Source organism: Candidatus Kinetoplastibacterium crithidii (genome assembly GCA_027557655.1).
GTDB classification, from domain to species: Bacteria; Pseudomonadota; Gammaproteobacteria; order Burkholderiales; family Burkholderiaceae_B; genus Kinetoplastidibacterium; species Kinetoplastidibacterium crithidii_C.
On sequence record CP064915.1, the window covers coordinates 804,759 to 816,901 of the forward strand.

General features: G+C 31.7%; 14 protein-coding genes and 4 tRNA genes. All 18 read right to left on the bottom strand.

Annotated features, from left to right (window positions below; translation table 11 throughout):
* Positions 1 to 51: 51 nt before the first annotated feature.
* Positions 52 to 426 (bottom strand): 50S ribosomal protein L7/L12, encoded by a 375-nt coding sequence (gene rplL / locus I1N47_03820; GenBank protein WBF65545.1) that lies wholly within the window; start codon positions 424 to 426, stop codon positions 52 to 54.
* A gap of 81 nt (positions 427 to 507) precedes the next feature.
* Complete coding sequence (rplJ, locus tag I1N47_03825; GenBank protein WBF65546.1) at positions 508 to 1,026, bottom strand: 50S ribosomal protein L10; 519 nt, start codon at positions 1,024 to 1,026, stop codon at positions 508 to 510.
* Between the two features lie 228 nt (positions 1,027 to 1,254).
* Complete coding sequence (gene rplA / locus I1N47_03830; GenBank protein WBF65547.1) at positions 1,255 to 1,947, bottom strand: 50S ribosomal protein L1; 693 nt, start codon at positions 1,945 to 1,947, stop codon at positions 1,255 to 1,257.
* A gap of 2 nt (positions 1,948 to 1,949) precedes the next feature.
* Positions 1,950 to 2,381: a 50S ribosomal protein L11 gene (gene rplK, locus I1N47_03835; protein ID WBF65548.1), complete on the bottom strand. Its 432-nt coding sequence runs from the start codon at positions 2,379 to 2,381 to the stop codon at positions 1,950 to 1,952.
* A gap of 54 nt (positions 2,382 to 2,435) precedes the next feature.
* Entirely contained in the window at positions 2,436 to 2,969 is a 534-nt protein-coding gene (nusG, locus tag I1N47_03840) for a transcription termination/antitermination protein NusG (GenBank protein WBF65549.1), read from the bottom strand.
* Positions 2,970 to 2,978: 9 nt separating this feature from the next.
* Positions 2,979 to 3,359 (bottom strand): preprotein translocase subunit SecE, encoded by a 381-nt coding sequence (secE, locus tag I1N47_03845; protein ID WBF65550.1) that lies wholly within the window; start codon positions 3,357 to 3,359, stop codon positions 2,979 to 2,981.
* A 27-nt stretch (positions 3,360 to 3,386) separates the two neighbouring features.
* Positions 3,387 to 3,462 (bottom strand) — tRNA-Trp (locus tag I1N47_03850).
* Positions 3,463 to 3,521: 59 nt separating this feature from the next.
* Positions 3,522 to 4,712 (bottom strand): elongation factor Tu, encoded by a 1,191-nt coding sequence (gene tuf, locus I1N47_03855; protein WBF65551.1) that lies wholly within the window; start codon positions 4,710 to 4,712, stop codon positions 3,522 to 3,524.
* A gap of 70 nt (positions 4,713 to 4,782) precedes the next feature.
* Positions 4,783 to 4,857: transfer RNA gene (locus I1N47_03860), tRNA-Thr, on the bottom strand.
* A gap of 4 nt (positions 4,858 to 4,861) precedes the next feature.
* Positions 4,862 to 4,935 (bottom strand) — tRNA-Gly (locus I1N47_03865).
* Between the two features lie 19 nt (positions 4,936 to 4,954).
* A tRNA-Tyr gene (locus I1N47_03870) sits at positions 4,955 to 5,041 on the bottom strand.
* Positions 5,042 to 5,165: 124 nt separating this feature from the next.
* Positions 5,166 to 5,846: a 16S rRNA (guanine(527)-N(7))-methyltransferase RsmG gene (gene rsmG, locus I1N47_03875; protein WBF65922.1), complete on the bottom strand. Its 681-nt coding sequence runs from the start codon at positions 5,844 to 5,846 to the stop codon at positions 5,166 to 5,168.
* The gene (gene mnmG, locus I1N47_03880; protein WBF65552.1) at positions 5,846 to 7,750 is read right to left on the bottom strand and encodes a tRNA uridine-5-carboxymethylaminomethyl(34) synthesis enzyme MnmG; all 1,905 of its coding nucleotides are present in this window, start codon (positions 7,748 to 7,750) and stop codon (positions 5,846 to 5,848) included. Before mnmG ends, rsmG begins: the two co-directional genes overlap by 1 nt.
* A gap of 281 nt (positions 7,751 to 8,031) precedes the next feature.
* Positions 8,032 to 9,372, bottom strand: a complete 1,341-nt coding sequence (gene mnmE, locus I1N47_03885; protein ID WBF65553.1) for a tRNA uridine-5-carboxymethylaminomethyl(34) synthesis GTPase MnmE — start codon at positions 9,370 to 9,372, stop codon at positions 8,032 to 8,034.
* Between the two features lie 22 nt (positions 9,373 to 9,394).
* Entirely contained in the window at positions 9,395 to 10,987 is a 1,593-nt protein-coding gene (yidC, locus tag I1N47_03890; protein ID WBF65554.1) for a membrane protein insertase YidC, read from the bottom strand.
* A gap of 49 nt (positions 10,988 to 11,036) precedes the next feature.
* A complete protein-coding gene (gene yidD / locus I1N47_03895) occupies positions 11,037 to 11,285 on the bottom strand; it encodes a membrane protein insertion efficiency factor YidD (GenBank protein ID WBF65555.1) in 249 nt (82 codons plus the stop codon).
* Positions 11,267 to 11,671 carry a ribonuclease P protein component gene (gene rnpA / locus I1N47_03900; protein ID WBF65556.1) on the bottom strand — a complete coding sequence of 135 codons (405 nt, stop codon included), beginning with the start codon at positions 11,669 to 11,671 and terminating at the stop codon, positions 11,267 to 11,269. Before rnpA ends, yidD begins: the two co-directional genes overlap by 19 nt.
* 36 nt (positions 11,672 to 11,707) lie before the next feature.
* Positions 11,708 to 11,842 carry a 50S ribosomal protein L34 gene (gene rpmH, locus I1N47_03905; protein ID WBF65557.1) on the bottom strand — a complete coding sequence of 45 codons (135 nt, stop codon included), beginning with the start codon at positions 11,840 to 11,842 and terminating at the stop codon, positions 11,708 to 11,710.
* Positions 11,843 to 12,143 lie beyond the last annotated feature (301 nt).

Consider the following 12,143-nt stretch of genomic DNA (forward strand, 5'->3'; position numbering starts at 1 on the left):
CGCAAAAGCCCGGAAACAACAAAACAGTTATTCCGGGCGAAATTAAAAACATTATTTAATTTCTGCTTTTGCTCCAGCTTCTTCTAATTTCTTCTTAATTGCATCAGCATCAGCTTTAGATACACCTTCCTTAACTGCTTTAGGAGCACCATCAACCAAATCTTTTGCTTCTTTCAATCCTAAGCTGGTAATTTCACGAACAGTTTTAATAACACTTACCTTATTAGCACCGACTTCTAATAACATTACATTAAATTCGGTCTGTTCCTCCACAGCAGCAGATGATGCAACTGCTGGAGCTGCAACAGCTACAGCAGCAGCTGCTGAAACACCAAATTTTTCTTCCATTTCTTTAATCAGTTCTGATAATTCAAGAACTGTCATATTAGATACTGCTTCAAGAATTTCACTTTTACTTAACGACATTTTAAAGAACTCCAAAATTACATTATGCCAGACAAAAATTGCCTAAATATTTAACAAACTAATAAAAAACTTAAAAAATAATTACTTTTTTAAATCACATACAGCTGAAAGACCTCTTACAAATTTTGTAGGAATCTCATTAAGAGTACGAACAAATTGTGTAATAGGAGCCTGTAATGTTGCCGCCAACTTAGCTAACAATTCTTCCCTTGAAGGCATATTAGCCAAAGCAACAACAGCAGTATAATCCAACAAGTAATTAGGCAAAGCACCCGCTTTAATTATTAACTTGTCATTATTTTTAGCAAAATCAGCTAAAACTTTAGCTGCCGATACAGGATCTGAACTAACACCATAAATCAATGGCCCAGTCAATTTATCAACTAACAATGCAAAATCTGTATCTGCAATAACACGGCGTGCTAACGAGTTTTTCAAAACTCTGATATACACACCAGAATCACGCGCAATTTTACGCAATGAAGAAATAGAAGCGACATCAAGACCTCGATATTCAGCAATAACAACAGACTGAGCATCCGATATTTTTAACTGCATCTCTTGAATAACTATCGCTTTCTCTTGACGATTAAGACTCACAGGCGAAATACTCCACTAAAAAAAACGTTAAAACCAATCAACGTTACCCGGAATCGGCGTCTAGCTGAGCTCTTACATAAAAGAAATCACTTCACAAATACGCCGTCTACGTTGGAATTGATAAAACACAATATTAAGCAAAAAACTACATAAAGCTCCAACGATCTTTGACTGAAATGTCTATAAAACGAAACATAGCGTTCAAAGCATAACAAAAACAAACAACTATTAACCTATAGAAGATAGATCAATTCTTACACCTATTCCCATTGTCGAAGATAAAGAAATTTTTCTCAAATAAACACCTTTAGAAGACACTGGTTTATTTTTCCTTAAAGCATCAACCAAAGCTACTGCATTAGAGACTAAACTATCTATATTAAACGAAGCTCTACCTATAGTAGAATGTATTATACCATTCTTATCTGTTCTATATTGAACTTGACCTAATTTAACATTCTTAACAGCTTCAGCCACATCCATGGTAACAGTACCAACTTTAGGATTAGGCATTAAGCCACGAGGCCCTAAAATCTGTCCCAAAGAGCCAACAATCTTCATTGCATCAGGAGAAGCGATAACCACATCAAAATTAATCTGACCAGATTTTATAGAATCTGCAAGATCTTCAAAACCAACTATATCAGCACCAGCTAACTTAGCTGACTCAGCCTTATCTCCTTGAGCAAAAACAGCTACTCTAACCTGTTTCCCTGTTCCTGAAGGTAAAATAACAGAACCACGAACTAATTGATCAGATTTTTTTGCATCAATACCAAGCTGAACAGCTATATCTATGGATTCGTCAAATTTAGCATTGGCAGTATCTTTTAACAACTGTAAAGCATCAGAAATGGAATAGAGTTTAGAAGAGTTTACTTTACTTGAAATATCAAGCATTCTTTTACTTAGTTTTTTCATGATTAAACGCCCTCCACCTTGACACCCATACTACGAGCACTACCAGCTATAGTACGAACAGCAGCATCTAAGTCAGCAGCTGTTAAATCAACAGCTTTAGCTTTGGCTATTTCTTCAATCTGCCCTCTTGTTAAAACACCAACCTTATCAACATGAGGTTTCGCCGAACCCTTTTGTAAAGAAATTGCTTTTTTAATTAAAACAGTGGCTGGGGGAGTTTTTAATATAAAAGTAAAACTCTTATCAGCGAATGCTGTAATAACAACAGGAATTGGAAGACCCACTTCCATGCCTTGTGTTTTAGCATTAAAAGCCTTACAAAACTCCATAATATTCAAACCTCGTTGACCCAATGCAGGACCAATAGGAGGAGAAGGAGTTGCCTTACCAGCAGGTACTTGTAATTTAATAAAACCTACTATTTTTTTTGCCATTAACTTATCTCCTAATGGGTAATATCGCTATAAAAGCTCCCCATACACAAAAAATCAAGTCTTTTCCACTTGACTAAAATCAAGTTCTACAGGAGTAGATCTACCAAAAATCGTTACAGAAACTCTGATTTTGTTTTTCTCATAGTTTACCTCTTCAACATTACCATTAAAGTCAGCAAAAGGGCCATCTTTGACTCTTATGATTTCACCTATTTCAAATAAGACTTTCGGCCTAGGCTTCTCAAAACCTTCTTCCATTTTAGCAAGAATTTTTTCAATTTCAGAATCTGCAATAGGTGTAGGTTTATTACCATGACCACCTAAAAAACCTGTAATGCGGTTTGTATTTCTTACTAAATGCCATGTTTCATCTGTTAATTCCATCTCAAGCAACATATAGCCAGGGAATATAGATCTCTCAGTAATAGATTTATGACCATTTTTAATATCTATCACCTCTTCAGAAGGAATTAATATCCTTCCAAATGAAGAACGCAAACCAGCAGCATCAATACGATCATTTAGTACTTTCAAAACATTTTTCTCCATGCCTGAAAAAACATGAATAATGTACCAACGTTTATTCATTTAAGCTACCTATTTCCATCCCAAGAAAAGAACATAAAGCAAATATTCTATACATTTATCAATAAACAAAATAAACAAACTAACAGAAAAAGCAAAAACAAACACAACAACAGTCATTCTTACAGCTTCTTTACGCTGAGGCCAAGACATTAGTTTTAGCTCGAAAAAAGAATCTTTTATAAAATAAAGAAGAGATCTACCTAGTTTGCTAAAAATAAACAATGTACCTGATAAAACAATAAGAAAGACAAAAACTAATAGTCTTTCATAAAAGCTTCTATTATTTAAAAAACTAAAACTAATAAAAGCACTTAAAAACAACAATACAGATAAAAAAAATTTTAGTTTATCAGTAAAAGCAACAGAATTTTCTAAATTAGAATTAGACATTTTCAACCTATGCCAAAACACTATTGATGGCAGGGGCAGTAGGAATCGAACCTACAGCCTTCGGTTTTGGAGACCGACGCTCTGCCAATTGAGCTATACCCCTATAACATAGAATGATAAATATTCTAATAACAGGGATATATAGTACTACTAAAAAATAAACTAAGCAATAATTTTAGACACCACACCGGCACCAACTGTTCTACCGCCTTCACGTATCGCAAATCTTAATCCTTCTTCCATTGCGATTGGAGCTAAAAGCTTCACAGTAATACTTACATTATCACCAGGAAGTACCATCTCTTTATCTTTAGGTAAATCAATAGTACCTGTGACATCGGTGGTACGAAAATAAAACTGCGGACGATAACCATTAAAGAAAGGAGTATGACGACCACCTTCTTCCTTAGATAAAACATAAACCTCAGCTGAAAATTCGGTGTGAGGAGTAATAGTACCAGGCTTTGCTAAAACTTGCCCTCTTTCAACATCCTCTCTCTTTGTTCCTCTCAACAAAATACCGACATTATCACCAGCTTGACCTTGATCCAACAATTTACGGAACATTTCAACACCAGTACATGTTGTCTTAATTGTATCTTTGATTCCCACTACCTCAATTTCTTCACCAACTTTAACAACACCTCTTTCTACACGACCAGTAACAACAGTTCCACGACCAGATATCGAGAATACATCCTCAACTGGCATCAAAAATGTTCCATCTATAGCGCGTTCTGGTGTTGGTATATAGCTATCTAAAGCATCAGCTAAAGCTAAAATAGCTTTTTCTCCTAACTCTCCTTTATCACCTTCCAAGGCTAGTTTAGCAGAACCTTTAATAATTGGGGTATCATCTCCTGGAAAATCATATTTGGACAACAATTCACGAACTTCCATTTCTACGAGTTCGAGCAATTCTTCATCGTCGACCATGTCTGACTTGTTTAGGAACACAACAATATATGGCACACCAACCTGACGAGATAACAATATATGCTCTCTTGTCTGTGGCATAGGGCCATCAGCAGCAGAAACAACAAGAATAGCCCCGTCCATCTGAGCCGCTCCTGTTATCATGTTTTTTACATAATCAGCATGTCCAGGACAATCCACATGTGCATAATGACGATTAGATGTCTCATACTCCACATGAGCAGTATTTATTGTAATACCTCTAGCTTTTTCCTCTGGAGCAGCATCGATTTGTGCATAACCACAAGCTTCTCCTCCAAACTTAGTTGCCAAAACAGTAGTAATAGCAGCTGTTAAAGTTGTTTTACCATGATCAACGTGACCAATAGTACCTACATTTACATGAGGCTTACTACGTTCAAACTTGCCTTTAGCCATAAAAATAACTCCAAGTGAGGATTAAATCTATAACATTGTGGAAAAAATATGATATCAATGACCCAAAATATGGTGCCCATGACGCGGATCGAACGCGTGACCTCTCCCTTACCAAGGGAGTGCTCTACCACTGAGCCACATGGGCATTATGGAGCGAGTGAAGGGAATCGAACCCTCGTCATAAGCTTGGAAGGCTTCAGCTCTGCCATTGAGCTACACTCGCAAGTTACACATTCGGCATATGGTGGAGGAGGTTGGATTCGAACCAACGTAGGCGCACGGCCAACAGATTTACAGTCTGCCCCCTTTAGCCACTCGGGCACCCCTCCACGACAATCTAGTATATTCTACACACTTATTATTTATTTTGCAAAAAAAATCACTATTAATATATTAACAAACAATAAGTAAATATTTTTTATCAAAAAAACATGAGGTATTTAAAAAGAATACTTAGTTTAAATTATTACTATAATGGTTTTTGATGATTTTGACAAAAACTAAACATCTATGTTCAATTAAATCAATATTATTTAAAAATTCTATTTTATCTATAAAAAATTCTGTTGTTGATAATAAATCCAAAATTTCATCCTTAGGAACTTTCCCTTTCATAGCACAAAAAACACCATTAGGCTTTAAAAGATGCTTTGTATTTTTTGTAAAATTTTTAAGAGAAGAAAAAGCTCTTGAAATAATGAGATCAAAACTAAAATTATTTAACAGTTCAATTCTAGATTTTATGATTTTTAGATTTGATAAACCTAACAGATGATTAACTTGAGTCATAAAAACAGTCTTTTTACCTATAGAATCAACACAAATAATATTCCATCTTGGCCTCATTATAGATATAACTATACCAGGTAAACCAGCCCCAGAACCAACATCACAAATATTCGCATCATTAATCAAAACATCATCCAGAAAAGGTAATATAGATATGCTATCAATAATATGATACATAATGATACTTTTTAAATCGCTAATCGCTGTTAAATTATAATATTTATTCCATTTCTGAAGAAATATTACATATTCTTTTAGCATATATCGTTGAGTTAAAGACAAATCTATATTATTTTTTGAACAATATTCTAATATAAGGCTCTCATTATCAGCATAACAATTAATCATTTATTATATTTTAAACCTTTTATATAAATAAGAATCACAGAAATAGCAGCTGGGGTTATGCCAGATATTCTTGATGCCTGACCTATTGTCTCTGGTTTATAATCACTAAGTTTCTGCCTAACCTCTATAGAAAGATTGCCAATTTTATTATAATCAATATCAAAAGGAATTAGCAAACCTTCATATTCAGATGTTTTTTTGACTTCTTCTTGTTGTCTAGATATATATCCATCGTATTTAATGAGTATGTTAATTTGATCAGAAAGCAAAGTGTCATCCATCAAACCAGGTCCTATCAAAAAATAACCATCCACACCCTTAATACCCATCAAAGACCTATAATCGATTCCAGGTCTTTTTAAAATATCAAAAACCTTATAATCTCGATCAGTTTTTTTTCCAACAGAAGAATCAGAAAAATAATTTGATAAAATACTAGGATTCAAATATAAATTCTTTAATCGTGTGATTTCTCTTTCAATCAAATCACGTTTTCTATTAAAATAATCCCAATGATAATCGTTTATTAATCCAAATTTTCTTCCTAGTTCTGTGAGTCTAAAATCAGCATTATCTTCTCTTAAAAACAAACGATATTCAGCGCGAGATGTAAACATTCTATAAGGTTCATCAATGCCTTTTGTTATTAAGTCATCTATCATAACTCCAATATAAGAATCACTTCTTTGTGGAGACCATTGAGAAAGTTCTTTAGAAAACCTACCTGCATTTAAACCAGCGACTAATCCTTGAGCTGCAGCTTCTTCATATCCAGTAGTACCATTTATCTGTCCAGCAAAAAACAAACCAGAAATTATCTTAGTTTCAAGAGTTGATTTTAAATGTCTAGGGTCAAAATAGTCATATTCTATAGCGTATCCTGGTCTCAATATATGTGATTTCTCTAAACCTAATATTGAGTGAATTAAATCAATTTGCACATCAAATGGCAAACTCGTAGATATACCATTTGGGTAAATCTCATTTGTATTTAAACCTTCTGGCTCTAAAAAAATTTGATGAGATTCTTTATCTGCAAAACGAAAAACCTTATCTTCTATAGAAGGACAATATCTAGGCCCAATTCCATTTATTTCACCATTGTAAAGAGGAGATCTATCAATAGAATTTTTAACTATTTCATGAGATATTAAGTTTGTTCTAGTAATCCAACAAGGTACTTGTTTAGGACGAATAATATTACTTCCATTAAAAGAGAAAAATGGAATTGGATTAGAATCACCATACTGGATCTGAAGATCTTCATAATTAATTGTACGTCCATCTATTCTAGGTGGAGTACCAGTTTTTAATCGACCAACTGTAAAACCCATATCTTTTAATTTATCAGTTAAAAAAAGAACTGATGAATCACCAGATCTTCCTCCGGACATTTTACTTAAACCTACATGCATTAAACCATTAAGAAAAGTACCAGCAGTAAGAACAACAGATTTTGATTTAAAAAAAATACCTAACTGAGTATGAACTCCTTTGACATTGTTGTTTTCAACAGAAATATCATCCACTACTTGTTGCAATATGAAAAGATTTTTCTGATTTTCTAAAATACTCCTGATTGATAAACGATATAAATTTCTATCTGTTTGTGCTCTTGTAGATCTTACTGCATAACCCTTAGAAGAATTCAAAATTCTAAAATGTATCCCTGAATAATCAGCTGCTATTGGCATGGCTCCACCTAGAGCATCTATTTCTTTTACTAAATGTCCTTTACCTATACCACCAATAGAAGGATTACAAGACATTTGCCCTAAAGTTTCAATATTACTTGTTAATAATAAAGTTTTTGAACCTTGTCTTGCTGAAGCTAAGGCAGCTTCTGTTCCAGCATGTCCTCCACCTATAACTATTACATCAAATTGTTCATGATAATTCATTTTTTTCCTTTTTAGATTTTTCTTTAATTTAAAACATATGTTTTAAATTTAATATTTTTTTATCATTTATTTATTTAAATGATAATAATAATAGATAACTATGAAAAATGTGGATAACTTATTTTTTTATTAAAAATCAATAATTTAGTTTTTTTAAAAAGTATGTAAAAACTCTGTTTTTATTTGTAATAAAAATTGAATAAGTTTTTAAAAACAAAAAAAAATATGTTTATTAAGAAGTAATTAAGATGATATGCACAACTAAATGTGAATATAAATTGTTATTTTCCTATGCAGAATTTAGAGAAAATATTATCTAATATATCGTCTGTTGCAAATTTCCCTGTTATTTTAGCTAAATTCTTATGAGATAATCTTAATTCTTCTGCTATTAGATCAACTTGTGGGTTCTTTTCTGATGTATATATAATTGCTGTTTTAATATTCTCTAATGAATCTACTAGACAAAACAAATGTCTTTCTCTAGAAATCCATCTTGATTCTTCTGTTTTATTTAATCCAATGGTTTCTAATATTTTTTCACGTAATAATTCCAAACCAATTTTTTTTGTTGCTGAGACTAGTAGTTCATCATTTTTTGCTATAGGAAATTTTGTTTCTATAATATCAGCTTTATTCAGTACTGTTATTATTGGAATTCCCTTGGGAAGAATGATATTTGGTTTTTTGGGTGTTGTTATATCTTGTACGAGCAATATCAGATCTGCTTTTTCTATTTCTTCTAAGCTTTTTTTTATGCCAATATTTTCTATATAATCATTGCTTTTTCTAATTCCTGCAGTATCAATTATGTTTATAAGAATGCCGTTTATGCTTATTTCATTAATTATTTTATCTCTAGTGGTTCCTGGTATATTTGTTACTATTGCTATTTCTTCTTCAGATAAGGCATTTAGTATACTAGATTTACCTACATTTGGTTCTCCCACTATAACTACATTAATACCATTTTTTAAAGTAATTCCTTGTTTTGTTTTTTGTATAAAAGTTATTAGCTTTTTACTTATTTTTTCCAAAGAAGCTAATATCTTATCTTTTTCTATTAGAATAATATCATCTTCTGAAAAATCTATATTTGCTTCTACAATAATTCTCAATTCCATTATTTCATCAGATAGTGCATTGATAACTCTGGATGGCTCACCAGATAGAGCTATCAATGCACTTCTAGAGGCTTCTATAGATACAGCATCAATTATGTCTGCAATAGCTTCTGCTTGAGCTAGATCTATCCTGCCATTCAAAAAAGCTCTTTTTGTAAATTCTCCAGGTTCTGATATTCGTACTCCAATATCTTTTCCATGGTCAATACACATATTTAAGATTTCATGTATTACTACTATTCCACCATGACATTGAAGTTCTAGTATATCTTCTCCAGTAAATGATTTTGGTGATTTAAAGAATATAGCAATACCTTTGTCGATAATTAGGTTTTCTGTATTTTTGAATGGCAGGTAATATACCCGTCTATCATCTAGTTTTTTTCCAAACAGATTGATCATCAAGATTGATAGATCTTTTCCTGATATACGTACTATTCCAATAGCTCCTTTTCCAGTAGCAGTAGATATAGCAACAATAGGAGAATTATCATACATATATAGTACCAAACATATTATGTTATTTTCGGGTAATGAACCATTGTTGTGCTATTGATAATATATTATTGACACACCAATATAAAACTAATCCAGATGGGAAGAAAAACATCATCCCTCCAAATACTAAAGGCATAATCATCATAACTTTTGCTTGCATTGGGTCTGGTGGTGCTGGATTTAGTTTAATTTGAACAATCATTGTTAGCATCATTAATATGGGTAATATAAAATATGGATCTCTTGCTGACAAATCTTGAATCCATAATATCCAAGGAGCCCCTCTCATTTCCACACTGGATAACAGTACCCAATAAAGAGAAAGGAAGACAGGAATTTGTACTATGATTGGTAAGCATCCTCCCAAAGGGTTTATTTTTTCATTTCTATATATTTCCATCACCGCAGCGTTAAACTTGCTGTTGTCATTTGAGAATTGTTTTCTTAAAGCTTGTATTCTTGGAGCTACGTCCTTTAATTTTGCCATTGATCTATAACTTTTTGATGCTAATGGAAAAAATAATAGTTTTATAATACATGTTAAAATAACTATGGACCAACCCCAGTTTTTTACAAAATCAAATATATAATTCATAAGCAAAAATATAGGTTTAGCAATTATAGTAAATATTCCATAATCCACAACTAGATCTAGTCCTTTCGCTACTGAAGCCATCTTTTTCTGGTCTTGTGGTCCTATCCATAAATATGAATTGCTTTCATAAGATTCATTAGGTTTTACTTCATTTATAGATTCTATAGTTCTTATAGCAAATATTTTTTTATCTTTATCTAGTTCTACAGCCTCATTTTTGCGAATACAATTTTCTTGGGGAATCCATGCTGTTACAAAGTAATGCTGAACCATAGCAATCCAGCCGTTATTTGTATTTTTTATATATTTTGCTTTATTGTTGCTAACATCTTGGAATGATATTTTTTGAAATTTATTTTTTTCAGAAAAAACAGCCATTCCAGTAAATGTTTTGTAAAAACTTGAGCTATCTGATGGATCACTACTATCTCTCATTATTTGAAGATATAATCTGGCATTCAATATTTCATTGCTTTTATTTGTAATTTTATGTTGTACCTTTATATTATATTTTCCATCTTCTAAGACATATCTTTTCAATAGTATGACACCATTTTTTTCTGACAAAAAATCAATTTCAGATTTATTATTATCTTGTTTTATATTTAATAACTTAAAATCAGATTTATGATTTGGTAAGGCAGTTTCGCCTATTAAGCCTGATTGAATAATATAAGAAAAATTATCGTTTGAGTTTATTAAAACAGTAGGTTTTTTCTTTTTATCTGGATAATTCAATAATTCAGCTTTTACTATTTTAGCTCCATGGCTGCTAAATGTAAGTTTTAAAACATCATTTTCTATAACTGTCAATTCTTCTTTTTGATTATTGATGTTTTGTTTTATATAATCTGTTCTATCAATTGATGAAAATGTAGATAACTGTTTGTTTATATCATTTGTTTTATTTGCGATAGAAAATGTTTTGTGATTTTTTTCATTTTCTAATTGCCAATTGTTCCAAAGAACTAATATAGAGAATGAAAAAATTATCCAAAGAATTATTCTTTTAATATCCATTTTTGAATTTTACCTGGTAGTTTGTAGTAGCTACTATTAGTATATAATGCTATTTTTTGTTTATATCATTTTTCTTATTTAATTGATACGGTACCGGATCTTGTCCTCCTTTGCACCAAGGATTACAACGTAATAATCGATAAAAAATTAACCAGAAAGCATAAAAAATATTATATCTTTTAATGGATTCAATAGCATACTGAGAACAAGAAGGATTGAATCTGCATTGCTTACCAATCCAAGGGCTTAAAATATGTTGATAAGATTCAATTAGTAGAATTACGATTTTTTTATGCATTTTGATATTTTGCTAAAATGGTAATCAATTTCAGATCTAGCATTTTTTTTTAGAACTTTTAATGAGCAAGCAGGTGCTTTAGAGCGCAAACGCACAACGTAATCTCCTCTAGGAATTATATTTGCTTTTGCTCTAAATGATTCACGTACAACTCTTTTGAGAGAATTACGTACAACTGCTTTATGGGCCATTTTTTTAGAAAAAATTAGACCAATCCTACTGGTTTGTAGCGACGTTATATTTGCATTGTCATGCAAGAATGAATTAACATAAAACAATTTGCCCTTAGCTACTGGGTGGCTGTTAATAACGGTCTTGTATTCATGAGATTTATGTAAACGAGCACCAGCAGGAAATCTAGATCTTTTTTTGTAGTTAGTATTCAACTCCGTTATAATTAATAAATTAAATCGATTTTTGAATTAAACAGATAGGCGTTTTCTTCCCTTTGCTCTACGTGCATTAATTATAGCACGCCCGGATCTTGTTTTCATTCTTATGCGAAAGCCATGTGTGCGCTTGCGGCGCAAGACAGAAGGTTGATAAGTTCGTTTCATTGGTAGTCTAAAGTTAAAAGAACAATAGTAAAGTTAAACGATGTTAATTCGAATAACTTAAGATTATTCTACGTTAATATGCGATTAAAGGAAAGTGTAACATTATATCTGATATATAGTACTTTTTACAATGCTAATTAAATAGCGATTTTAGGATGTTAGATTAATAGATATATTTATTCAAGCTATTTTTATAAAATCATAATTTTGATCTATAATATGTAATTATTGTGTTTTTTGATTGATGTTTTTTTGATTGATTTATAATTTGTAGTAAAATCAAGGTTTATAGAATATATTT

Bases quoted from the DNA above. Each gene is read 5' to 3' on its own strand.
- mnmG (WBF65552.1), bottom strand. From the start codon at position 7,750: ATGAATTATCATGAACAATTTGATGTAATAGTTATAGGTGGAGGACAT.
- mnmE (WBF65553.1), bottom strand. From the start codon at position 9,372: ATGTATGATAATTCTCCTATTGTTGCTATATCTACTGCTACTGGAAAA.
- rplK (WBF65548.1), bottom strand. From the start codon at position 2,381: ATGGCAAAAAAAATAGTAGGTTTTATTAAATTACAAGTACCTGCTGGT.
- rpmH (WBF65557.1), bottom strand. From the start codon at position 11,842: ATGAAACGAACTTATCAACCTTCTGTCTTGCGCCGCAAGCGCACACAT.
- rplL (WBF65545.1), bottom strand. From the start codon at position 426: ATGTCGTTAAGTAAAAGTGAAATTCTTGAAGCAGTATCTAATATGACA.
- secE (WBF65550.1), bottom strand. From the start codon at position 3,359: ATGTCTAATTCTAATTTAGAAAATTCTGTTGCTTTTACTGATAAACTA.
- yidD (WBF65555.1), bottom strand. From the start codon at position 11,285: ATGCATAAAAAAATCGTAATTCTACTAATTGAATCTTATCAACATATT.
- tuf (WBF65551.1), bottom strand. From the start codon at position 4,712: ATGGCTAAAGGCAAGTTTGAACGTAGTAAGCCTCATGTAAATGTAGGT.
- rplA (WBF65547.1), bottom strand. From the start codon at position 1,947: ATGAAAAAACTAAGTAAAAGAATGCTTGATATTTCAAGTAAAGTAAAC.
- yidC (WBF65554.1), bottom strand. From the start codon at position 10,987: ATGGATATTAAAAGAATAATTCTTTGGATAATTTTTTCATTCTCTATA.
- nusG (WBF65549.1), bottom strand. From the start codon at position 2,969: ATGAATAAACGTTGGTACATTATTCATGTTTTTTCAGGCATGGAGAAA.